The organism is Brenneria rubrifaciens, assembly GCF_005484945.1.
Classification (GTDB): domain Bacteria; phylum Pseudomonadota; class Gammaproteobacteria; order Enterobacterales; family Enterobacteriaceae; genus Brenneria; species Brenneria rubrifaciens.
Genome location: NZ_CP034035.1, coordinates 338,207 through 362,572, shown reverse-complemented (window position 1 = coordinate 362,572; position 24,366 = coordinate 338,207). Strand labels below are relative to the sequence as shown.

General features: G+C 51.7%; 20 protein-coding genes and 1 other RNA gene. 9 read left to right on the top strand and 12 right to left on the bottom strand.

The annotated features are described in order from the left end of the window. Positions 1-11: 11 nt before the first annotated feature. Together radA and nadR are read left to right on the top strand one after the other, a co-directional pair. The gene (gene radA / locus EH207_RS01730) at positions 12-1,397 is read left to right on the top strand and encodes a DNA repair protein RadA (protein ID WP_137712471.1); all 1,386 of its coding nucleotides are present in this window, start codon (positions 12-14) and stop codon (positions 1,395-1,397) included. A 147-nt stretch (positions 1,398-1,544) separates the two neighbouring features. Next, a complete protein-coding gene (gene nadR / locus EH207_RS01725; protein WP_137712470.1) occupies positions 1,545-2,777 on the top strand; it encodes a multifunctional transcriptional regulator/nicotinamide-nucleotide adenylyltransferase/ribosylnicotinamide kinase NadR in 1,233 nt (410 codons plus the stop codon). Between the two features lie 133 nt (positions 2,778-2,910). On the opposite strand, the gene EH207_RS01720 is transcribed toward nadR, so the two are convergent. The 5 genes from EH207_RS01720 to zapA all read right to left on the bottom strand — a co-directional run bounded on the left by EH207_RS01720 (position 2,911) and on the right by zapA (position 8,568). After that, positions 2,911-4,065, bottom strand: a complete 1,155-nt coding sequence (locus EH207_RS01720; RefSeq protein WP_137712469.1) for an MFS transporter — start codon at positions 4,063-4,065, stop codon at positions 2,911-2,913. Further along, a complete protein-coding gene (locus EH207_RS01715) occupies positions 4,062-6,872 on the bottom strand; it encodes an aldehyde dehydrogenase family protein (RefSeq protein ID WP_175413617.1) in 2,811 nt (936 codons plus the stop codon). Before EH207_RS01715 ends, EH207_RS01720 begins: the two co-directional genes overlap by 4 nt. 447 nt (positions 6,873-7,319) lie before the next feature. Next, positions 7,320-7,934, bottom strand: coding sequence for a 5-formyltetrahydrofolate cyclo-ligase (locus tag EH207_RS01710; protein ID WP_137712467.1), 615 nt, complete (start codon positions 7,932-7,934; stop codon positions 7,320-7,322). Between the two features lie 45 nt (positions 7,935-7,979). After that, a non-coding RNA gene (gene ssrS, locus EH207_RS01705) (6S RNA) lies at positions 7,980-8,163 on the bottom strand. A gap of 75 nt (positions 8,164-8,238) precedes the next feature. After that, positions 8,239-8,568 (bottom strand): cell division protein ZapA, encoded by a 330-nt coding sequence (gene zapA, locus EH207_RS01700; protein WP_109053904.1) that lies wholly within the window; start codon positions 8,566-8,568, stop codon positions 8,239-8,241. 188 nt (positions 8,569-8,756) lie between these two features. Here zapA and EH207_RS01695 point away from each other — a divergent pair, with 188 nt between their 5' ends. The 5 genes from EH207_RS01695 to EH207_RS01675 all read left to right on the top strand — a co-directional run bounded on the left by EH207_RS01695 (position 8,757) and on the right by EH207_RS01675 (position 13,672). Next, a complete protein-coding gene (locus tag EH207_RS01695) occupies positions 8,757-9,341 on the top strand; it encodes a YecA/YgfB family protein (RefSeq protein ID WP_137712466.1) in 585 nt (194 codons plus the stop codon). 60 nt (positions 9,342-9,401) lie between these two features. Then, positions 9,402-10,721: a Xaa-Pro aminopeptidase gene (pepP, locus tag EH207_RS01690; protein ID WP_137712465.1), complete on the top strand. Its 1,320-nt coding sequence runs from the start codon at positions 9,402-9,404 to the stop codon at positions 10,719-10,721. Between the two features lie 33 nt (positions 10,722-10,754). Beyond that, positions 10,755-11,933, top strand: coding sequence for a 2-octaprenyl-6-methoxyphenyl hydroxylase (gene ubiH, locus EH207_RS01685; protein ID WP_137712464.1), 1,179 nt, complete (start codon positions 10,755-10,757; stop codon positions 11,931-11,933). A 38-nt stretch (positions 11,934-11,971) separates the two neighbouring features. Further along, positions 11,972-13,183 carry an FAD-dependent 2-octaprenylphenol hydroxylase gene (gene ubiI, locus EH207_RS01680; protein WP_137712463.1) on the top strand — a complete coding sequence of 404 codons (1,212 nt, stop codon included), beginning with the start codon at positions 11,972-11,974 and terminating at the stop codon, positions 13,181-13,183. Positions 13,184-13,333: 150 nt separating this feature from the next. Further along, on the top strand, positions 13,334-13,672 hold the full coding sequence (locus EH207_RS01675; RefSeq protein WP_137712462.1) for a hypothetical protein: 339 nt from the start codon (positions 13,334-13,336) through the stop codon (positions 13,670-13,672). A gap of 801 nt (positions 13,673-14,473) precedes the next feature. On the opposite strand, the gene EH207_RS01665 is transcribed toward EH207_RS01675, so the two are convergent. The 7 genes from EH207_RS01665 to nikA form a co-directional block, all read right to left on the bottom strand. Then, positions 14,474-15,511 carry an NADP-dependent oxidoreductase gene (locus EH207_RS01665; protein WP_137712461.1) on the bottom strand — a complete coding sequence of 346 codons (1,038 nt, stop codon included), beginning with the start codon at positions 15,509-15,511 and terminating at the stop codon, positions 14,474-14,476. 124 nt (positions 15,512-15,635) lie between these two features. Beyond that, the gene (locus EH207_RS01660) at positions 15,636-16,139 is read right to left on the bottom strand and encodes a TIGR00645 family protein (RefSeq protein ID WP_137712460.1); all 504 of its coding nucleotides are present in this window, start codon (positions 16,137-16,139) and stop codon (positions 15,636-15,638) included. A 163-nt stretch (positions 16,140-16,302) separates the two neighbouring features. Next, positions 16,303-17,079, bottom strand: a complete 777-nt coding sequence (locus EH207_RS01655) for an ABC transporter ATP-binding protein (protein WP_137712459.1) — start codon at positions 17,077-17,079, stop codon at positions 16,303-16,305. Then, a complete protein-coding gene (locus tag EH207_RS01650) occupies positions 17,063-17,923 on the bottom strand; it encodes an ABC transporter ATP-binding protein (protein ID WP_137712458.1) in 861 nt (286 codons plus the stop codon). Before EH207_RS01650 ends, EH207_RS01655 begins: the two co-directional genes overlap by 17 nt. Continuing rightward, positions 17,920-18,750, bottom strand: a complete 831-nt coding sequence (gene opp1C / locus EH207_RS01645; RefSeq protein WP_137712457.1) for a nickel/cobalt ABC transporter permease — start codon at positions 18,748-18,750, stop codon at positions 17,920-17,922. The genes EH207_RS01650 and opp1C overlap by 4 nt, the downstream gene beginning before the upstream one ends. A gap of 1 nt (position 18,751) precedes the next feature. Then, positions 18,752-19,684, bottom strand: coding sequence for a nickel/cobalt ABC transporter permease (opp1B, locus tag EH207_RS01640; RefSeq protein ID WP_137712456.1), 933 nt, complete (start codon positions 19,682-19,684; stop codon positions 18,752-18,754). A gap of 166 nt (positions 19,685-19,850) precedes the next feature. Next, complete coding sequence (nikA, locus tag EH207_RS01635) at positions 19,851-21,467, bottom strand: nickel ABC transporter substrate-binding protein (RefSeq protein WP_246048921.1); 1,617 nt, start codon at positions 21,465-21,467, stop codon at positions 19,851-19,853. 772 nt (positions 21,468-22,239) lie between these two features. Here nikA and EH207_RS01630 point away from each other — a divergent pair. Further along, on the top strand, positions 22,240-22,875 hold the full coding sequence (locus EH207_RS01630; RefSeq protein WP_137712455.1) for a carbonic anhydrase: 636 nt from the start codon (positions 22,240-22,242) through the stop codon (positions 22,873-22,875). After that, the gene (locus EH207_RS01625; RefSeq protein ID WP_137712454.1) at positions 22,872-24,341 is read left to right on the top strand and encodes a SulP family inorganic anion transporter; all 1,470 of its coding nucleotides are present in this window, start codon (positions 22,872-22,874) and stop codon (positions 24,339-24,341) included. The genes EH207_RS01630 and EH207_RS01625 overlap by 4 nt, the downstream gene beginning before the upstream one ends. The last annotated feature ends 25 nt before the right edge of the window (positions 24,342-24,366 follow it).

Below are 24,366 nucleotides of genomic sequence, written 5' to 3'. Positions count from 1 at the left end.
TGAGGTAATCCGTGGCAAAAGCCGTCAAACGCGCCTTTGTGTGTAATGAATGTGGAGCAGATTATCCTCGCTGGCAGGGACAATGCAGCGCCTGTCATGCCTGGAATACCATTACCGAAGTTCGTCTGGCGGCGTCCCCTTCCTCCTCACGCGCCGATCGCCTGACCGGTTATGCCGGTGAAAGTGCGGGCGTCAGCCGGGTGCAAAAACTCTCTGAAATCAGCCTTGAGGCGCTGCCCCGTTTTTCTACCGGTTTTCAGGAGTTCGACCGCGTGCTGGGCGGCGGCGTGGTGCCGGGCAGCGCGATCCTGATCGGCGGTAATCCGGGTGCCGGGAAAAGCACCCTGCTGCTGCAAACGCTGTGCAAACTATCCGAGCACATGAAAACCCTCTACGTCACCGGGGAAGAGTCGTTGCAGCAGGTGGCGATGCGGGCTCATCGTCTCGGGTTGCCCGCCCACAACCTGAACATGCTGTCTGAAACCAGCATCGAACAGATTTGCCTGATTGCCGAACAGGAACAACCAAAGCTGATGGTGATTGACTCTATTCAGGTTATGCACCTGGCTGAAATTCAATCCTCCCCCGGCAGCGTCGCGCAGGTACGTGAAACCGCGGCCTACCTGACCCGCTTTGCCAAAACCCGCGGCGTCGCCATTATTATGGTCGGCCATGTCACCAAAGATGGTTCGCTGGCGGGCCCGAAAGTGCTGGAACACTGTATCGACTGCTCGGTATTGCTGGATGGCGACGCCGATTCACGTTTTCGCACCCTGCGCAGCCATAAAAACCGCTTCGGCGCAGTCAATGAGCTGGGCGTTTTCGCCATGACCGAACAGGGGCTGCGCGAAATCAGCAACCCTTCGGCGATTTTCCTCAGCCGCGGTGACGAAATCACTTCCGGCAGTTCGGTGATGGTAGTGTGGGAAGGCACCCGTCCGCTGCTGGTGGAAATTCAGGCGCTGGTGGATCAGTCAATGATGGCGAACCCTCGCCGGGTCGCGGTGGGGCTGGAACAGAATCGTCTGGCGATCCTGCTGGCGGTACTGCACCGCCACGGCGGGTTACAGATGTCGGATCAGGATGTGTTCGTTAACGTGGTGGGCGGCGTCAAAGTGACGGAAACCAGCGCCGATCTTGCGCTGCTGCTGTCGCTGGTGTCCAGCCTGCGCGATCGTCCTTTGCCGCAGGATCTGGTGGTGTTCGGCGAGGTCGGACTGGCGGGTGAAATCCGTCCGGTGCCAAGCGGTCAGGAGCGTATTGCTGAAGCCGCCAAACACGGTTTCAAGCGGGCCATCGTTCCCCACGCCAATATGCCGAAAAAGCTACCGGCCAATATGCAGGTTTTCGGCGTCAAAAAGCTGGCTGACGCGCTAGATATTCTCAACGATCTATAAAAAATCGCCGGGAGCGATTTTCAACGTCGTACAGCGACGGCCCGTAGGGTGAGCCCCAGGGATGGGGCGAATAAAAAATCGCCGGGAGCGATTTTCAACGTCGCGCTGTGTTATCTTGTTTAGTACGCTAAACAAGAGTGTCGGATTATGTCACCATTCGAGTATTTAAAATCCGCCATCCGGCAAAAGGGATGGACCTTACAACAGGTCGCGGATGCGACGAATATGACTAAGGGCTACCTCAGCCAGTTGCTCAACGCCAAGATCAAAAGCCCCAGCGCGCAAAAATTGGAAGCGCTGCACCGCTTTCTCGGTCTGGAATTTCCCCGCCATGAAAAAAAAGTGGGCGTCGTCTTCGGCAAGTTTTATCCGTTGCATACCGGTCATATCTATCTGATTCAGCGCGCGTGCAGTCAGGTGGATGAGCTGCATGTCATTCTGGGTTATGACGAACCGCGTGACCGCCTGCTGTTTGAAAACAGTTCCATGTCGCAACAGCCAACCGTCAGCGATCGCCTGCGCTGGCTGTTGCAAACCTTTAAATATCAGAAAAATATCCGTATCCATGCGTTCAATGAACAAGGGATGGAGCCGTACCCGCACGGCTGGGACGTTTGGAGCAAAGGCATTCATGATTTTATGCGGGAAAAAAACATTGCGCCTAATTTCGTCTATACCAGCGAAGAGCAGGACACGCCGCAATACCGTAAACACTTAGGTATCGAAACCGTTCTCATCGACCCGCAGCGCTCGTTCATGAGCATCAGCGGAACGCAAATCCGCCACGATCCTTTCCGCTATTGGGAATATATTCCCACGGAAGTCAAACCGTTCTTTGTGCGTACGGTGGCGATTTTGGGCGGGGAATCCAGCGGGAAATCCACGCTGGTGAACAAGCTGGCCAACATTTTCAACACCACCAGCGCCTGGGAATATGGCCGTGACTACGTATTCTCCCATTTAGGCGGGGACGAAATGGCGTTGCAATATTCCGACTACGATAAAATCGCGCTGGGCCAGGCGCAATACATCGACTTTGCCGTTAAGTACGCCAACAAAGTGGCTTTTATCGATACCGACTTCGTGACCACGCAGGCCTTTTGCAAAAAGTACGAGGGGCGCGAACACCCGTTTGTTCAGGCGCTAGTGGATGAATACCGATTCGATCTGGTCATTCTGCTGGAAAACAATACGCCGTGGGTGGCCGACGGGCTACGCAGCCTGGGCAGTTCTTCCGCGCGTCAGGAATTCCAGAACCTGCTGAAAACCATGCTGGCGGAAAACCATATCCAGTATGTGCACGTCACAGAATCAGACTATGACTCGCGTTTTCTGCGTTGTGTGGAACTGGTGCAGCAAATGCTGGGGAATGGCACGTAGACCGCACTGTTTAATCGTTGTTGAATCTGTTGGCCCATCAACATAATTTAATGGGCATTGACGCTGACCGATTCAACAACACCTTCAAAAAGCCCCGTTTGATCTTCAGTCACAGATTAGGTCAGTTATTCCCCTAGCGGACTTGATAACACGCTTTTCTTAACATGCATTGCATGCTGACAAACAAAACCCCCGTTAAAAGTAATACCGCAATCAGCCCGTCATAACCATAAAACGCAATGACCGCACCGGAAAGAAGAGGGCCGGTGATACTGCCAGCAGACCAAAACAATCCCAGCAGTGAATTCATCACAATCAGTCGCTGACCGGCAAAAATCTGACCAGCCCGGACAAGGGAAAGCGTGTAAAGTCCCCCTGCCACCGCACCAAGAATGATACAAACTGAAGCCAGAAGCGCTGGGGAAGAGAATGAAAATGTGATTAAAATCAGCATAAAACAGAAAAGAACGCCACAGCCGATATGCGTTTTTATGATGCCGCATTTGTCCGCCAGCCATCCAATCGGCGTCTGGAATAAAGCATCCCCCAGAAAGATAAGCGTTACCATTAATATCGCAGACTTTTGGTCTATACCTTGCGCCACGCCATAGAGAGGAAAGAGCGAGAGTATGCTGGCATCAAAGAAAGCAAAGCAGAATACGCCTGAAGCAATCGCAGGTAGAAATGGTACAAGGCTCCTGTAAGAGGCAGAAGACTTTTCCTCCGCCCGGATCATATCAGCGCAATTTTTCAACATGAGCGCACAAGCGCCAGACACGCCGCAAATCAGCCATAGCGCATATGCTTGAATATTCTCCCCGGCGGTAATAAGCAGCGGCCCCATCAACTGACATCCAGTGAAAACTGAGGTATACAACCCAGTCAATGTCGCTCTGTGTTTATTTGAAGCGCAACTGGTGATCCAACTTTCCCCCAGTACAACCAGGAGCCCCGACGCCAGCCCCGTTAGCAATCGAGGTAAGATTAATAGCATGGGGTGTGACAGCAGGTATGAAGCAACGGTTGACGCTGCAAGGATAATAAGACTACCCGATAAAAGGTATCTTGCATGTAGGCGACGACTGAGCAATGGCGTAATAAAAGAAGATAACATCATTCCAGCGGCGGGTAGCGCTGCCAGAATACCGAGCGTCGCGGTGTTGTGTCCTTGTTCCGCAAGCTTCAGACTGATCAAAGGCAATGTGTACCCAGTGACCAGCCCTACCAGGGATGCTGCAATTATCATGTTCAGGGTCGTAAAGCGGGATCTCCAAGCGTTTTCTGTCATTGCGCTTCCAGTACGGGTTTAACCAGGTAGTTAAAAATATCTCTTTGAGGAAGCGTACTGCCGTTGATTCTTTGGCCGTTTATCCAAAGGCATGAGGCTGCCGTTCCTTGCCCACCATAGGGAAGAAAACCACGCTCTTCAATATGCAGGTCTGTATTACGTAGTATGCTTTCCGGGCGATGTAGCGTACCACTGAGCCCATTATCAATAAACCTGCTCGAACCAAACAGTGAAATGTACATCGCATTACCAGAATATTGTGAGTGAGAAAAGTATGTTTCAAGCTCATCATCATGGTCATATTTCTGTATAAAAAATACTGGTGCGAAAAACTCACGGTAATTACCGCCTTCCATTAACGGCTTCGAAAATACAGTGGGTTTAATCATTCCAGTAACGGGGTTGGTTTCTCCTCCATAGATACAGTATTGACGATGGGTACGAAACTCATAAGCCATTTTTATGCAGTGGTCTATATCACTGTTAGGGCCCACAATCACATTGTTTTCTCTATAGTGTCCAACTTGATGCTGGCGGGCCTTCAGTGCCGCTATCAGCATGTCAGTAAATTGTTTATGTATATCATGATGAACAAGGATAGCGTTCGGTCCTGCGCAATCTTGTCCCTGATTGTAAAGTACTACCCTTAAAGTGGAATCCAGAGCATTGTTAAGGTCTGCGTCATCGGAAATTATCAGCGGATTATGACCCGCACCATTCAGGATGAAGAGCGCATCTCGCCTGAAATGTTTTCTGACCTTTCGGGCGTTCTCAGGCGTTCCGGTAAAAATCACCGCATCAGTAACATTTACCCGCTTACTGAGAAAAATATCTTTATCTTCAAATGATATTTGTAAAGCACTTGAAAAACTCGGTAGATCTAATGCGTTCATCAGATATCTGTAGTGTTCATGCATCGCTGTCGGTGGGCGAATACAAACATCATCCGCCATCAAAGACGGAATGAATCCAAAGCACACAGAAGCATAAATGGGCTGATTAAGGGGAAGGAATGATGTTACTCCATTTATTCTTTTGACGAAATATTCTTTGTTCGCAGAAATATTTTCAAGAAAATCACAAGAACGTGAAATTTCATCCAACGTAACGTTCTTGCACTGGTAACCGGAAAGTGACTTCACAATACTCTCTTTTCTCTCTCGAAGTGAAGACACCAGAATATTACAATGATTCTGAACTTCATCCATTCTTATCTCTGTTGTTAAGGCAGGCTTACGCATTCTTTTTTCTCCTTTAATAACTGCGTTGCTTCTAAGAGATGGAAAGAAATTTTTTTCTGGATTAGCATGCTCCGCTCTATATGGATTATTTAGCCGAAATACTATCTCTTTGTGTGAGTGCATTGTTATCCAGGTTTTGAGTCGTGGTCCGCTATCAGTACCTAAAAGGCCACGGTATAGAAGTTGATAGCGTTCATGACGCGATTTTCCGGGAAGGTTTTCTGATAGCGTTTCGAGTATCGAATCACAAATTTCGCAACGGGGTTGATTATGTAAAGCCTCAATTCGCTGCGCTAACCTGTAAAAAATATAAACTTCATCTTCGGTAAGTCCGAAAACCGGTTTATTATTTATATTAACTCTGAAAAATAATTCAATACAACGTTCGACTTTGTCTTTGTCGTTGAGTAATAAAGGCACTTTGCTTTCTAGAAATGTTCTTGCCGCGGTTTTGCTCAGAGGGTTAAAGGCAGTAAGAATACGAGATAACTTATGATGACTAATTATATTTTGGTTGTTATGATCAGCGATATCATTAAGACGGGGGGACATCGCGGGATAAAAGCGACGAGAACGCTTTGGGTCGGTAGAAAGAAATTTATTGATAGCGGCATGAGAAAGCAGTAGTTGAGCCTCTTCCAGAGAGAATCCATTACCTTTTGATTTTGATATTTTCTTTCCTTTTACATCTAGAAAAAGGCCATATGAATATAATATGGGAGGTTTGTAGTTGAGGGTTTCCGCTATTTTTCTGACCACAGATGCTGAAGCGCGTAAATCCTCACCATGCATTTCGAAATCAATATTTCTTACAAGTTGTCGCATGGCCCAATCCGCTTTCCACTGAAGTTTACATTCACCATTAAGCGCCGAAATTTTCATTTCACGATCCAGGACTTCGTCTTTATAAAATTCAGCCAGAGAAACACCATACTCAAAACCTGGTTTGTTAACCACTTCATCTGAAGGTATGAAGTAAGTAATCTCACCTCGTTTGTGATCAATTTCAGTAATTTTTATGTGCTCAAGAACATTACCTGTTATTTTAGATAATGGCATTATCATGCTGTAAGTTCTCTGCCTTAACGCTCCAGTAGACATACGGCACAACTCATTTATCTCATCGTATTTTTCTAAAAAAAATTTAATGGTTTTATTATAAAATCCACTACGATATGCATCTGAACTTCTGATAAGTTGACATTCTATACCGTAGTCTTTTACCAGTTTCATGAGTCGGTCTTCAGCCATATTCGAGAATGAATTAAATTCATGAAATGGATCAGGAACCATGCAAATAGGCTTACCAAGAAAAGGTGTGAATGTATCTGCTTCAGGAATATTAGAAGGAACCTTTCTAAAGGGGTCGAGATCATCAGATATTAGGAAAAAATTAACCTTGTACCCTAAGTCAGTAAAATATTTATTTATAATGTCCGTTCTTAACACTTCACATAATGTACCAATATGGGGTAGCCCTGTAGGACCGAAACCAGCTTGGATATTTATTACATTTTCTTGACTCTTTCCGATAATATCAGCAGATATATTTTTACACCACTTCATCATCATCTCCTTGTGGACAATTAAATTATAGACATAAAAGTTTCCCTAAGTGAATAAGAGTATGGTTGGCAGTATAATGATTTAATTAGTAAGATAAGAAAAAGATATATCTGGCTTTTATATTTGTCAATTTTATTTATCCTTTTTACCAGGCATGTTAATTAACATGCTTAATACATTGAACTTTTACGATAGAAATTTCTTGATGAAAGAACATATATTTCAAATTAACTTGTTTTTAATACTAAATCATTTAACAGATAATGATTATCTAATTTATTATTAGGCAATCATTATCTGTATTTTTTATTATGCTTTTAATATTTTCCCACGTATTCATTTTTCTTCATGCATACGCCAATTCAATCGATCCATTAAAAATATTACGCACTTTGATATTCTCTTCTCCTTGTTGTGTTTCTTTAACAGGCGCTCAAACAAACCAAATCACCATCGCCAACAACGTGAAGGCGTAATGATTTCCGGCAACGGAATGTCCCAATGCTCGCTGGGTAAGCCATCAACCTGCTGGCAATCATGGGCCAGACCTATCGGATAAGGCCCGCGCCGCGGCCAATGCTGTAAGGTGCGATCATAGAAACCGCCGCCCATCCCCAGCCGTTGTCCCAGATGGTCAAACGCCACCAGCGGCGTCAGCAGCACATCCAGCTGTTGCGTCGGCAGCACCTGCCGCACATCCAGCCGCGGTTCCAGAATCTTCAGGCGATTCATCACCAGTTCGGTATCCGGCGCGTAACGCAGGAACAGCAAATGCCCGGCGCTGAACGGATGGAGTACCGGCAAATAAACCTGCTTCCCCAACAGCCAAAATTGCTGAATCAGCGGCTGTGTATCCAGTTCGCCATCGAACGAAAGAAATGCCGCCACGCGCTGCGCTTGTTGTATTTTAGGATGAAGAGAAGCCCGATCCGCCGCCTGTTGAGCGAATAGCATCTGCTGTTCCGGCGTGATCTGACGACGGCGCTGGCGCATATCCTGGCGGATTTGCTGACGATGTCGAGCGGATGAAAGGGACGATACGAATGATGATGTAGGCTGCATACGAAAACGGAAACGATAGCCAAGACGATCGTGCGTGAAAGAAAGGGAATCTCCGAGATGCCGCCGCAGGCTGTAACCCTTGAACCCTTGGTTCAAGGTGAATATAGCGTCGCAGTCTTAAGGCTTCTCGGACGAACCGAGCATGCTCACCAACCACGGAGCGCTACATTCTGTTGGTTTGAAATATCGGCTCAGGGGACTGGCCCGCTGACGAACACCTCAGAGAAATTTTAATTCGTTACTCGTTAAAGACCTTATCACGTCTTATTGCGCAAAAACACCGGACTTTTGTCAAAATTCAATGTTACTCAAACTGCGGTCCCTGGCGTTCCGTAATACGTCCTTGCTCCAACAGCGCCTGTTCAATCGTCTGTTGCAGCATACGAATACGCTGTTCCATGTTCGCCGCGTAATCCCGGGTTTTACCCCGCTCCTGCGCCAGTTCATGACACACGTTCAGCGCGGCGATAAACACCAGTTGCTCCGTATTTGTGACTCTAGTGCGTACTTTGAGATCTTGCAACCGCTGGTTAAGATCTTCCGCAGCCTGATTCAATGCATCCTGTTGTTCTGGCGGACAGTTGACTCTTAACGAACGGCCAAAAATCTGAATATCTACGGGTTGTGCAGACATGCCACCTTCCTGCCTTATTTCGTTTTCGCGCCCGCATGGAATAGATCCTGAGCTCTCTGGCGTCGGGCCAGTTAAAGCGGGCGCCACTATATATACCCCTAATATAAGATACAAGCCCTTTCTGGTATCCCCACCGGGCTTGGTGGTAGCATAACACGAACTAATCCTGCCAACGATGACGAATCCGCATGTCTATAGAGAATACGTTTCCTGGCTATGAAGCCCTCGACCAACTGCTCCACCAGCAGCAAATCGCCCTAACCGCCGCAGAAATGCATGGCTTGATCTGCGGCATGCTGTGCGGCGGCAACCACGATGACAGCTGGCGTACGCTGGTTTTTGAACTGACGAACGAAGGGATGGCCTTTCCGCACACGCTGTCTCAACCGATCCAGCACCTGTATCAGGTGACGCGTGAAACGCTCGAAGACGAAGGTTTCATGTTTCAGCTATTCCTGCCTGACGACGGCGACAAGGCGAACACGGTATTTGACCGTGCCGATGCGCTGGCGGGCTGGGTAAACCACTTTTTGCTGGGGTTGGGGGTGGTTCAACCGCGTCTGAACAAAGCCGAGGGTGAACTGAAAGAAGCCATTGATGATTTACGCAACATCGCCCAATTAGGCTATGACGAAGATGAAGATCAGGAAGAGCTGGAACAATCACTTGAAGAAGTGATTGAGTATGTTCGTGTATCGGCCATTTTGTGTCATAACGGATTTACCAGCCAACAAGTTGTCGCGCCGGTTCAGAAGAAACCGACGCTGCATTAATTCGCTGCGGTACAAAAACAGGTATCGCAAGGCTGCACGGTATATTTTCAGGAGCAGGTGATGAATCCACAAGAATTCCTTCGTCGTCGTCGGACACTGCTGGAGAAAATGGCGCCCGCCAGCGCCGCGATCATTTTTGCCGCACCCGAAACGACGCGCAATGCGGACAGTGTCTATCCTTATCGTCAGAATAGCGACTTTTGGTATTTTACCGGATTTAACGAGCCGGAAGCGGTGCTGTTGCTGATTAAAAGCGACGAAAAACATCACCATAGCGTGCTATTCAACCGTGTGCGCGATCTGAAGGCCGAGATCTGGTTCGGCCGGCGTCTGGGTCAGAACGACGCGCCCGCCAAACTGGGCGTCGACCGGGCGCTGCCGTTTAATGAAATTGACGCCCAGCTACATCTGCTGCTCAACGGTCTGGACGTGATTTATCATGCGCAGGGACAATATGACTACGCCGACAAGCTGCTCTTCGCCTCGCTGGAGACATTGCGCGGCGGCGCCCGTAAGAACTTTTCCGCGCCGCCCACCCTCACCGACTGGCGTCCATGGGTGCACGAAATGCGGCTGTTTAAATCACAGGCGGAAATTGATGTGATGCGCCGCGCCGGGGAAATCACCGCGCTGGCGCATACCCGCGCTATGCAGATTTGTCGCCCCGGCATGTTTGAATACCAGCTTGAAGGGGAGATTCATCATGAATTTACCCGTCATGGCGCGCGCTATCCCTCTTACAACACCATTGTCGGCAGCGGCAATAACGCCTGTATTCTGCACTACACTGAAAATGAATCCCAAATGCGCGACGGCGATTTGGTGCTCATCGACGCCGGATGTGAATACCGCAGCTACGCCGGGGATATCACCCGTACCTTTCCGGTCAATGGCAAATTCACCAAACCACAACGCGCCATTTACGACATCGTACTGCGCTCGCAACTCAAGGCGCTGGCGCTGTTTGCTCCCGGCCGCAGCATCCGTGACGTCAATGATGAAGTGGTGCGCGTCATGGTCAGCGGGCTGGTCAAACTGGGTATTCTGCACGGTGAAGTCGATGCGTTGATTGCTGAACAGGCGCACCGTCAGTTCTTCATGCACGGGCTTGGCCACTGGCTGGGGCTGGACGTACACGATGTCGGCGATTACGGTTGCTCCGATCGCGGCCGCCCGCTCGAACCCGGCATGGTGCTGACGGTCGAACCCGGCCTGTATATCTCGCCCGATGCCAAAGTGCCGCAGCAATATCGGGGAATTGGGGTGCGTATTGAAGATGACATTCTGATCACCGAGGCTGGCAACGAAAACCTGACGGCCGGCGTGGTGAAAGACGCCGACGAAATTGAAGCGATCATGGCGCAAAGACATTCTGCCTAGCCGCCGCCCGAAATTAAGTATCAGGATAAAACCATGACGATAATGATTGTCGGCGGAGGGATGGCAGGCGCAACGCTGGCGCTGGCGATATCCACACTTTCACAAGGAGGCGTTCCCGTAGCGCTGATCGAAGCGAAATCGCCGCTCGAACGCCAACATCCGGGCTTTGACGCCAGAGCGATTGCCTTGTCGGAAGGCACCCGCCAGCAGTTGGAAACCATCGGCATCTGGCAAACGCTGGCCAGTTGCGCCAGCGCGATAACCGACATTCACGTCAGCGATCGCGGCCATGCCTGCTTTGTTAAGCTGACTGCCTCGGACTATCACGTGCCCGCGTTGGGGCACGTTGTGGAACTGCATGAAGCGGGCCAGCGGCTGTTCTCTCTGCTGAAACAGGCTCCGGGCGTACATCTGCACTGTCCGGCAAGCGTGGTTGCCGTTGTCCGTACGCAAAGCGAGGCGAGGCTGACGTTGGATAACGGTGCGGTACTGACCGGACAACTCATGGTGGCCGCCGATGGTTCCAGCTCAACGCTGGCGGAATCCTGCGGGATTCGGTGGCAACAGCGCGACTACGGCCAAATCGCCGTTATCGCCAACGTGACGACGGCCGAAACGCATCAGGGGCGCGCATTCGAACGTTTTACGCCGCACGGCCCGCTGGCGATGTTACCCATGAGCAAAGGGCGCAGTTCGCTGGTCTGGTGCCACGATCGCCGCCAGCAAACTCAGGTTGATAACTGGCGTGAAGACGAATTTCGCCGGCAGTTACAGCGGGCGTTTGGCTGGCGTCTGGGCGCGATCGCTCACGTCGGTGAACGCCACAGCTATCCGTTACGATTACTGACTGCCAGCCAGCATATCAGCCATCGTCTGGCGCTGGTGGGCAACGCGGCGCAGACATTACACCCAATCGCCGGGCAAGGCTTTAATCTGGGCCTGCGGGATGTCATGTCGCTGGCGGAAACGGTGGTCGAAGCCGTTCAACATCATCGGGACCCGGGTCACTACAGCGTACTCAGCCGTTACCAGCAGCGCCGCCGACCCGATCAGCAGACCACCGTGGCGATTACCGACGGGCTGGTCAGGCTTTTTGCCAACCGCTATACCGCATTGGAAATCGGCCGCAATCTGGGGCTGATGGCCATGAATAATCTGCCGTTGATGCGTGATGCGTTTGCCCGCCGCACGCTGGGCTGGGTCGAGCGTTAATCGCATTCGGCAGCAGGACAAAACAGGAAAATACGTGTATGCAATCATTCGATGTGGTTATTGCCGGTGGCGGTATGGTAGGCCTGGCGCTCGCTTGCGGTCTGCAAGGCAATGGTCTGCGCATCGCCGTCCTCGAAAAACAGCCGGTTGACATACGACCGCCCGAAAACGCGCCTGCATTGCGGGTTTCCGCCATCAACGCCGCCAGCGAGAGTCTGCTTCGTCATCTGGGCGTCTGGGAAAGCCTGGCCGCACAGCGCGTCAGCCCCTATAACGTCATGGAGGTCTGGGATAAAGACAGCTTTGGCAAAATCCGCTTCAGCGGTGAAGAGTTTGGCTTTTCACATCTCGGCCATATTATCGAGAATACGCTTATTCAGCAGGCGCTGTGGCAGAAAGCAAGCAGATCCGGCGACATTACTCTGCTGGCGCCAGCGGGGTTAAAACAGGTCGCATGGGGTGAAAACGAAGCCTTTATCACATTGCAGGATGACAGCATGCTGACCGCTCGTTTGGTCGTCGCTGCCGACGGCGCGCACTCCTGGCTGCGCCAGCACGCGGATATTCCCCTGACCTTCTGGGATTACGATCATCATGCGTTGATCGCCAACATCCGCACCGCGTCTCCCCACCACGCCGTGGCGCGTCAGGTGTTCCACGGCGACGGAATTCTGGCGTTTCTGCCGCTGAGCGACCCGCATCTCAGTTCGATTGTCTGGTCGCTCTCTCCGCAGCAGGCTCAGGCCATGCAGACGTTACCCGAAGACGCGTTTAACCAACAGTTGTCAATGACTTTCGATTTGCGCCTGGGGTTATGCAAAGTAGAAAGTGAACGACAAACGTTCCCGCTGACGGGACGCTATGCCCGCAGTTTCGCGGCGCATCGTCTGGTGTTGGCCGGCGATGCGGCTCACACGATTCATCCTTTGGCGGGTCAGGGCGTGAACCTCGGCTTTATGGACGTGGCGGATCTGATTGCGGAACTGAAGCGCCTACAGGCACAGGGCAAAGACATCGGCCAGCATCTGTATCTCAGGCGCTATGAACGCAAGCGAAAACACAGCGCCGCCGTCATGCTTGCCAGCATGCAGGGCTTCCGCGAACTTTTCGCGGGTCAAAACCCGGCGAAAAAACTGTTGCGCGACCTGGGCCTGGTGCTGGCAGACTCGCTCCCCGGCGTGAAACCGACGCTGGTACGTCAGGCAATGGGGCTACACGATCTACCCGACTGGCTGAGTGAGGCTAAGTGAACGGTCGTTCGTCCGTAGAAGCATAATCAGACTCTACGTTTTTCGATGCGCCGTGTTCACTATGGAAAACGCAAAATCGCGCCCGCCGATAATGATCACCCCGTAAACTGGCGGTAGGATGTTTCCACCTGTAACTTTGTGGAGATAGACATGAAGAAGATAATTTTTGCGGCGTTGTTTCTGGTTTCTGGTGTGTCCGACGCTGCCACCACTTACACCAAAGAGCAGTTAAACGACATGGCTTCATCTGGGACATATCCAGAACAGGAGGCGGCAATAACAAAAAGTGCAGAAACGATGTCGTTTGAACAATGCAAATCAGGTGCTCTTTCAATGTACAGTCAAGTTGCTGCCAACTATCCTGCAAGGGTTGTTGTTGATACCGGCCTCCTGTACATGGTCAAACTATGGACAAATGATGGTGCCATAACCGTTTCATGCTCAGATCCAGACAAAAAACGGGTCATAACGCAGGCTAATTATCAATGATAGGAAATAAATAATGGATGGTGTAAACGCACTGGCGGAAGAAGTGGCTAAAGCCGACTTGCGCCACCTGAAGCAAGAAACTGGCTCCGATATTGTCACTATTGGCGGGGTGTCATAGCACGTAACGCTCGAACAGTTAACTTTCGGTTTGGCTGGCGTTGTTCATTACAACTCGAAGAAACTTCCAGAAAATGAACCGTTGAAAGATCCGCAGCGGCACCTTCACAGCATGATTAATGTATTCACAAAACCTTACACGATTACGGCATATGGACTCACGGTGATCAATGCCATGAATACGCGCTCCATTAACAGTGCTGAAGGTAAACCGATATGAAAATGCCAGGTATCTATGTAGTTGTGGCTATTCCATTTTTATTAGTCGGGTGTAATCCATCTCAAGATGATGCTATCAGTTAAACGAAAAAGGAAATTTCTTCTGGATTAAAAGACCCAGATAGCGCTAGGTTCGAAGGCCTCTGGTTCTCTCCAGATATTGATAACAATAATGGGGTTGTAAGTGGCTATATTTGCGGAAGTGTTAACGCGAAAAATCTGTTTGGCGGATAGTAAGCAAAAACAATTTCAGAGTAATCACTGCTGTTGTTATTTTCTTATAGCGAGTTTCAATCAGATTTTATAGATGTTAAATATTTCTCTGACTCGACATTTTCAAATCCAATACCAGTGATTTTTTCTTCCTCAGTAATGCCTTGTTATCCGTCGGGATCCTTTTTTTCAACCGGACAAATCCAGAACCTTCGCCTTTAAACTCGCCGCTGGCGCGGCGAGTCCGGCGGGCTACGAATCCTCTCCTACCCGTACCACTAATTTGCCGAAGTTGCGTCCTTGCAGTTGGCCGATAAACGCCGCTGGCGCATTTTCCAGGCCTTCGACAAGGTGTTCCCGGTATTTAATCTTCCCTTCCGCCACCCATGGGGAGACGGCTTGCCTGAATTCGTCAAAACGATGGCCGTAGTCATCAAAAATAATGAACCCCTGCATCCGGATGCGTTTTTGCAAAATGATCGCGGTCAGTAACGGCAGACGATCCGGGCCGTCAGGCAAGCCGGTCGCGTTGTAACCGGAGATTAACCCGCAGACCGGAATACGCGCGGATGTATTCAACAACGGCAATACCGCATCAAACACTTTCCCACCGACGTTTTCAAAATAGATATCAATCCCTTTCGGGCAGGCTCTTTGCAACTGATCGGCAAAATCCGCCGCATGATGATCGAGACAGAGATCAAATCCCAACACCTCAACCGCGTAGCGGCATTTCTCCGCGCCGCCGGCGACACCCACGGCATAACATCCCTTCAGCTTAGCGATCTGCCCGACCGTCGCCCCCACCGGCCCCGTGGCGGACGCCACGACCAGCGTTTCACCCACTTTAGGCTGACCGATATCCATCAATCCCATATAGGCAGTAAACCCCGGCATCCCCAGAATCCCTAGCGCATGGGAGGGATTGGACGGGGACTGTCCCAGACTTCTTAATTCCTTGCCGTCGGAGACAGCGTAATCCTGCCAGCCACCATAGCCCAGAACCCAGTCACCGACCTGATAATCCGGGTGTTTTGACTGCACGACTCGGCTGACGGTCGCGCCAACCATCACCTCCCCCAGCGCTACCGGTTTGGCATAAGAAGGGGCATCGCTCATACGGCCGCGCATATAAGGATCAAGGGAAAGAAAGACTGAGCGCAGCAGCACTTCACCCGCTTCAATCTTGGGAATGGCCTGCTGTTCCAGGCGAAAATTATCTTGCGTAGGAACACCATGCGGACGTTGCGCCAGCACGATGCGCCGATTGTAGCGATCGGTTTGCGACATAGTTTTCTCCTTTCAAGGCGTTCACACCACTATACTGAACTAAGCATAGTCCACGCAGCGGAACTTCCGGCTCCGCCGCTGGCTTAAATCCGCCGTGGAGAACGTCAGAGTCATGGCGCGAACGTTACGGTTTAACCTTCTCATGGCGTGACACGCTATCCAGATAACCCATAACAAAAGCAGACAGCACAAATGTCAGGTGGATTATCACATACCACATCAGCTTGTTATCCGGGATATTACGCGCATCCATAAAAACACGCAGCAGATGGATAGAAGAGATGGCGACAATCGATGCGGCAACTTTGTTCTTCAGCGATCCCGAGTCCATCTTGCCAAGCCAGTTCAGTTTTTCCCTGTCGCTGGAGATATCCAATGCCGAAACAAAATTCTCATAGCCAGAAAGCATCACCATGACGAGCAGGCCGCCCACCAGCGTCATATCGATCAGCGACAACAATGTCAAAATCAAATCGGATTCGGCAAGGGCAAAAATATTGGGCAGGACGTGGTACACCTCCTGGAAAAACTTGATCAGCAGCGCAAGCAGCCCCAGCGACAACCCCATATAAATGGGCGCCAGCAACCAGCGCGACGTATACATCATATTTTCAATAAAACGTTCCATAACTCATTAGACTCAGGTGAAATAGCCGGGAATAATAGCGAAAAGTCTCTCCGCAGTGTTAAACAATTATAGAGTAGACCGCCCTGCTTCCCGACCTTCATCTATCCGCCCTCCCCCACAGCCGGAGAAAGATGCATGAATAATCTTATTACGCGGGCGCGCTTCAAAACGTCATCACCGACTGTAACAACTGCTGGGCGTAAGGTTGCTTAACCCGCCCCAGTTCAGCCATCTCGTCCACCCGTTCAATCACGCTGCCTGCCTGCAAGAAGATCACCCGCTGGCACAGATAGGCGACGGCGGCCAAATCGTGGCTGATAAACAGGTAGGTCAACCCCAGACGTTCACGCAGCCGCGCCAGTAAATCCAGCACTTGTACCTGAACAGACATATCCAGCGCGCTGACCGCTTCATCCAACACGATGAACTGAGGCTGGCTGGCGATGGCTCTGGCAATACAGACGCGCTGCATTTGGCCGCCGCTCAACTGATGGGGAAAACGTTCGCACAGATCCTCCGTCAGTCCGACCTGCTCCAGCAACGCCGCCACCTGCCGGCGCAGCGTGTCGCGACGGATTGCCCCCTGCGCCAGCAGCGGTTCAGACACAATCTGCACTACGCTCATACAGGGGTTGGCTGACGAGGTGTAATCCTGAAAAACCGCACTGACGCGCGTCTGCTTTTTTCGCCTGCTCTGCCAGAAACGCAGCGGCGTATAGAGTGGCCGCCCAGCCAGCCGAACCTGCCCGCTTTTCGGCGCCTCCAGCCCCAACAGAATGCGCCCCAGCGTACTTTTCCCGCTGCCGCTCTCGCCGATAATGCCCAGACACTCGCCCTCGCGCACGCTAAACGAAACATCATGCAGCACCGGCAACCACTTCCCGCCGTTCTCCGCACGGTAGCCGTGGCTCACCCGTTCGACGTCAACCAACACAGCCATACGCCACCTCCCGGTATTCATCGTCGCGCTCATGCGCCGGGGCGCCCACTAACGCCTGATAGCGATGCTGTAACGCCTGACGGGACGCCACCAGATAGCGCGTATGTTCATGCTGGGGATGGCGCAGTACCTGCCGCACCTCGCCCTGCTCGACCGCTCGCCCCTGATGCATCACCAGCACCTGGTCGGCAATGCGATTCACCACCCCGAAATCATGGGAAATAAAAATCATTGTGGTGCCCAGACGTTCGCGGATGGCGCTGAATTCCCGCATGATATCGTGCTGGGTAACCGAATCGAGCGCCGTGGTCGGCTCATCGGCAATCAGCAATTGCGGTTCCAGCGCCAGCGCAATGGCAATCATAATGCGTTGCAGCATCCCTCCGCTGATCTGGCCAGGGTATTTATCAAACAGCGCCGCGGCATCACGCAACCGCACGCGTTGCATCATCGCCAGCGCCAGCTCGCGCGCCTCACGCCGGTTCAAGGGCAAATGCGCCGCAAACGTCTCCATCATTTGACTGCCGACGGGTTGTAAAGGATCAAACGCGCTCATCGGATGTTGCAGTATCATACCGATGGTTTTCCCACGTAGCCGACGCATCGCCTCCGGCCGCTGCGCCAGCAAATCGGTTCCGTTCAACCAGGCTTGCCCCGCACAGGTAAACTGCCCGCCCAACAGCCCCACCAACGCACGGCAGGTCAGGCTTTTTCCGCTGCCGCTTTCGCCGACCACGCCAAGACAAGCGTGACGAGGCAGCGAAAATGCGATATCGCTCAGCAGCGTCCGTTCCCCGGCTTTTAGCGCAACCTGCAAATTCTCAACGCGTAATAACTCGCTCATTGGTGAGACTCCCGTGGGTCCAGCGCATCGCGCAGACAGTCACCCAGTAAATTGAAGGCGGCCACCACCAGCAAAATAGCCAGTCCGGGGGCCAGCATTTGCGTCGGGTGGCTCATCATGACTTTCTGCGCCTCGCTTAACATCGTCCCCCACTCGGCTGTCGGCGCCTGAACGCCAAGACCGAGGAACGACAACGCAGAAATATTCAGAATGACCCAGCCGGTATCCAGCGTGGCCAGCACCACAATCTCGGACAGCGTATTCGGCAGCAAATGACGCCGCAGAATAAACCACAGCGGCGTACCGCTGGCCCGTGAAAACAGAATGTAGTTTTTTTGACTGTGTTTGATCACAATGCCGCGGATCATGCGGGTATACCACGCCCACTTCACCAGGATATTCGCCAGTATCACATTCATGATGCCCACGCCGAGGATACCGACAATCGCCAGAATCATAATCTGGCTGGGGAAGGACAACATGACGTCACAACAGCGCATCATGATTTCATCCAGCCGGCCGCGAAAATAGCCGGAGAGAAAACCAAACAGGCAGCCAATCGCGATAGTGATCGTCATCGTAAGCAACGCCAGAAACAGCGTGGTCTGAACGCCGAACATCAGGCGCGATAACACACAGCGCCCCAGATGATCCGACCCCAGCGGGAAACGCGCGCTGAAATCGGCAAATTTACGGGCAATATTGATTTTGTTTGGATCGTTAGGCGCCAGCCACGGGGCGAAGATACCGATAGCCACAACGCTGGCAATCAACAGCAGACAGAGCAGTGCGACCTTATCGCGCAGCAGCTTGTGTGAAAAACTCATATTATCCCTCTTGCCTTAACGCAGGGTCCATCCAGCGCTGAAGGATATCCACCAGCAGATTGCACATCACGAACAGCACCGCCATCATCAGGATATACGCCTGAATCACCGGGTAATCGCGGCTGAAAATCGCCGAAATACACAGCCGTCCCACGCCCGGCCAGGCAAAAATGTTTTCGATAATCACCGTGCCGGCCAACAGTTGCGGAATACTCATGCCCAACGCGGTAATGCTGCTGTGCAGCGAGTTTTTCAGTACGTGGCGCAGAATTATGCTTTTTTCCGATAGGCCGCGGGCACGGGCGTAATAGACGTAATACTGCTGCATATTTTCCAACATGTTGTTACGTATCAAACGGATATAGATAGAGATATAGACCATCGCCAGCGTCACGGCAGGCAAAATGAGGTGGGCGAAGGTGCCGCTGCCGCTGGTCGGCAGCCAATCCCACGCCAGCGCGAACCACCAGATCAGCAGCAGCCCCAGCCAGTAGCTGGGCATGGCGGTCCCCAAAAAGACCAGCGTACGAACCAGACGGTCAAACAGACTGTTTTTATACACCGCGCTCAGCACCCCCAGCGGGATACTGATACACAGGATCAGCAGCAGCGCGGTCCCGGCCAGCGCCAGCGTCGCAGGCAGACAGCGGGCGATTTCATCGAGCACCAGCCGGTTGTTGACGTACGAGTAACCAAAGTTCAGGCGCACGGCATCGAACAACCAATAGACATAGCGGAGCAGAAAGGGACGATCCAGCCCCAGTTGCTGACGCATCTCGGCGATGGATTCCGGCGTCGGAATAATTTCATTTACCCGTAACGCCACCTCCGCCGGATCGGCAGGCACCAGGTTTAATAACAAAAACGACAGAAACGAGATCCCAAACAGGATCGGCAACGTCAGCAACAGACGGCGGCAAATATATTTTTTCACATCACTACCTGTAATTACGCAGCTCCATCCGCGACGCGGAAAGCATGAAACAGAGAACAAAACACACGCTTGAGCGACTGCCTCCGGCTTACCCGCAAGGAAAAGCGGAGGCTAACATCAGTGCGTTAACGCCACAGGCGCGCCAATTATCTGATCAGCGGCAGCATTACTCGCGATACATGCGATCAAACGGGATCTCAAACTGCGACGGATTAAAGCCCACACCTTTCAGACTCCCCACATAAATCGCCCGATTACGCTCATAGGTCAGCGGAATATAAACCGCCTCTTGATGCAGCGTCGTTAGGACATAGCGGTACAATTCCTGCCGCTCTTTTTCATCCGTGGTGATCAGCGCCCGTGCGATGCTGTCATCAATCCGCTTTTTCTGCGCCAGGCCTTGCTGGGCGGCATAGTCGCCGTAAACCGGCAATTTCATGCCAGACAGGAATGACTGCGGATCGTAAGGGGTGCCCCAGGAGATGTTAAACACAATATCGAATTTGCCGGCTTTCTGGCGGTCACGGTAAGCCTGCTCCTCCTCGCCGTTCAGTTTGAGTTCAACCCCCAGCCCGGCCAGTTCATTTTGCAGATATTCGGCGATCACCTTCTGCGAAGCGGTATTGCTGTCGTAGTAAATGTCAATGGAGAGCGGTTTGCCATCTTTCTGACGCCACATTTCACCGCTTTTCCGCTCCCAGCCCGCCGCATCCAGCAGCTTTCCCGCCTGCGCCACATCATAAGCATAGGGTTTCAGGTCAATATTGCTGTAGGGCACGTTCTTTGCCAGCAACGTATCCGCCGGTATCTCGCTGCCGTTGAAAATCCCTTCCGCAATATCGATTTTATTGACCGCATGCTGCAACGCCTGACGCACGCGCACATCCTTCAGGTTTTCCGACTGCGTATTGATTAACAGCATCCGGGTTGAAACCGGCTCAGAGAGTTGCGCGGCGAATTTTTTATCCTGACCCAGACGGGCAAACGCATCGGCATCGATCATGTTTTTACCGTAGATCAACTCGATTTCGCCTTTTTGTAGCGCCAGCAAACGCGTCTGATTGTCCGGTATCACTTTCATCACCACGCGTTCCAGCCGCGGTTTCTCGCCCCAGTAATGGGGATTTAAGGTGAACACCGCATATTCATCGGTTTTATGCTCGCTCATCACGTAAGGGCCGGTGCCGATATAGGCCGTTACGCCCTGTTTCGTTCCGCCGTCTTTCATCGCCGCCGGTGAAATAAAACGCATCGGCCGGGTCACCGCCAGTTCAATCAGGAAAGGATAGTAAGGCTCTTTCAGCGTAAAGCGCAGTTGTCGTTCATTCAGCGCTTCGACCTTATCAATGACGCGCACCATTTCCAGCCAGCCGTGGCGTTCACGGTTAGCCAGCACCGCATCGATATTCTGTTTCGCCGCCTGAGCGTTAAACGGCACGCCGTCACTGAACTTCACGCCGTCGCGCAATGTAAAGGTGTATACCTTGCCATCGGCGGAGGTTTCCCATTTTTCAGCCAACCAGGGCTCAATGCCTTGCGGCGTCACTTTCACCAGCGATTCATACAGCATGTTCTGCGCCCAGATCTCGCCAGAATAGATATGCGGGTTGAGATCGCGGGTATCACGGAAATTGGCGAAGGTCAGCGACGCTGGCGCCTGCGCTATCGCCGGGCTGATTAATAATGGGGAAAGGCACAACAGCAGAGAGAGAAGGAAACGGCAGTTTTTTTTCCGGCCCTGCGCTATATCTGGTAATGCGGACATCATCTTTAACATGAACATAGTAATTTTCCATTTACTTAAAATCGTAAGCATGAAGAAAAAACGACCTGAAACCGGTGGTTATTTTAGCAAAAAAATCAGAAGTGATAATAATTATCGTTTATAAAGCCATGACCTGGCGCAGAGAAAACAGAAAATAGTGATGCACTCGCCCTCGTTCCTGCTGCGACAGCCAGGTTTGGCGCGTTGAGATCACGTTTAGGAAGCCGGGTTTGCAGGCGAAAGCCGCACGGGATCAGGGTGATAGCTCACACCGGTTTTTTGCTGAGGATAGCGTTATTGGACAGCCTGAGCGATCTGCTGCCTTTCTCGATCCGCCGAAAGAGAACAACGCCTTACCCGCTGTGTTAAAAAAGAATAACGGTACATGCGTCTATTTAATTAACTAATTTAACTGAATGAATAGCAAGCAATGTATTATTGGAAGAAGTGCTGTCAGACAATGAAACGGTCGATAAACACAATATAAGTGCAACATTAAATAACCAAAGGCTTATAGAACCCATTGGCATAGTTTTTCTGATCATGAATAAGAAAACATGCATGACATTGATTTTAAATCAAAAAAAAGATTAAACGTTTCATAGCAAATACCATAAATAATAAGAATTATCCTAATACACGCCATTTTTTAGAAAAGACCAGAACTAAATTTAATTGCGCTGAACCTAATTAAGTGAAGGCTAAAATGAATAGTTCCCATACCCTCTTAAATTGGAAATCGAAATTGAGAGGAAAAGACCACTGTGTTTTCTAAAGAGAGAGTTTTGATTTGACGACTTTAAAACCCCTGTTAGCTAAAAACCGCAGTTGGGCCACTCTGCGTCGCCAACGCCACCCGCACTATTTCAGAAAACACGCACAAGGACAGCAGCCGCATTCTCTGTGGATCGGCTGCTCAGATAGCCGCGTACCTGCCGAAGTGTTGACTGGTTCCAACCCCGGTGAACTCTTTGTCCACCGTAATATCGCTAATATGGTGCTGACTGACGACGATAACTTCATGAGCGTTCTGCAATACGCCCTCGAATACCTGCAAGTCTCCCGTATCGTCCTATGCGGTCACTACGGATGCGGCGGCGTACAGGCGGCCGTAAGCCTCCCCGAGATGGGGCTTGTCAATGAAGATTCGGCGCTTTCCCGCCGTATCGCCGCGCTTCGTCAGGCGCTTTCGCCGCATATTGCCGCGTCGCAGGCCAGCGGCGCCGATGAAAACACACGCCAGAACCAACTGGTCGAAGCAAACGTGCTGGCGCAGTTCGCTCATCTGATCGCCAGTGCGCCCGTGCAGAAAGCCTGGAGAAATGACGTCGAGCTTGACGTTTTCGGCTGCGTATACGACCTGCACACCGGCCACCTGAAAGAACTCATTCACCGTCACGCACAGGAACAGGAGGAACACCCATGAACCTGAGCACACTTCGGCATGATATCCCCGCAGGGCTGGTAGTCTTCCTCGTCGCCCTGCCGCTGAGCCTCGGCATTGCGCAGGCCAGCGGTCTTCCCCCTTTTGTCGGCTTACTGACCGGCGTAATCGGCGGTATCGTCGTTACCTTGTTCAGCCCGTCACGTTATGCGGTTAGCGGCCCCGCCGCGGGTCTGGTTACTATCGTTTCCGGCGCCATCACCAGCCTGGGATCGTTTTCGGCATTGCTGCTGGCGATAATGCTTGCGGGGGTACTGCAATGCATTCTAGGCGCGCTGCGCGCCGGGCGTTTTATTACCCTAATCCCCGGTACGGTGATCAAAGGGATGCTTTCCGCCATCGGTATTCTTTTGATTATTCAGCAAATACCGCTGGCCTTTGGCTCCGATGGCGAAGATGACCTGAAATCACTCTTCGGCTCATCCGAGTCCAGATTCTCAGCCGGTGCGCTGACGGTGTGTCTGGTTGGGTTAGCGATTCTGTGGCTTTGGACCACGAAGCCGGTGCAGAAAATCAGTGCGATCAGTTGGCTGCCCGGTCCGCTGGTCGCCGTGCTGTTTGGCGGATTATTTACGGTCTATGGTGACCGTCTGTCCGCCGACATGGTCAACAACCTGCCGCGCATCACCCTGCCGGAATTTAGCAGCATGGAACTGATGATGGGAGAAATGGTACGTCCCGACTGGCAGGCGTGGAAAAACCCGGCGGTCTATGTCGTCGCCGTCACGCTCGCGCTGGTTGCCAGTCTGGAAACCTTACTCAGTCAGGAAGCGCTCAAGAAAATCCGGCCGCAACACCCCGCCCCGTCACCGAATAAAGAGATGCGTGCACAAGGCATCGGTAACCTGCTCAGCGGCTTCCTCGGCGGCTTACCGATTACCGCGGTGATTGTTCGCAGTTCGGTCAACGTGAACGCCGGCGCGCGCACCAAATTTTCTATCCTGCTCCACGGCGCTCTGCTTCTTCTATGCGGCCTGTTTATGGCGGACTTATTGAATGTCATCCCACTCGCCAGCCTCGCGGCGGTCCTGCTCTATACCGGCTATAAACTGGCCTCTCCCCGGCAATTCCTGCTGCTGTGGCGTCAGGGTCTGCAACAGTTTGTTCCTTTTGCCGCCACCGTCTTCGGCATTATCGTCTTCGGCATGCTGGCGGGTATTGGGATCGGGATCGCCACTCAGTTGGCATTTAGCATCTATAAAAGCCACCGCAACGCGATGCAACTGACGCGCTACAGCGACCATTTTGTGCTGAGCTTCCAGCAAAATCTGACATTTGTGCATAACCCGCGTCTACAAGGTCTGCTGAACAAAATTCCGGCTAACAGCGTCGTGATAGTTGAGCACGACAACGCGGACTATATCGATCCCGATGTGCGCACGGTGCTGGAAGATTTCCGGGAAAACGCGGAAGAACGCGGTATCAAACTCAGCCAGTGGCCGGTCTGACGCGGGATTGCGATTCGCTATTACG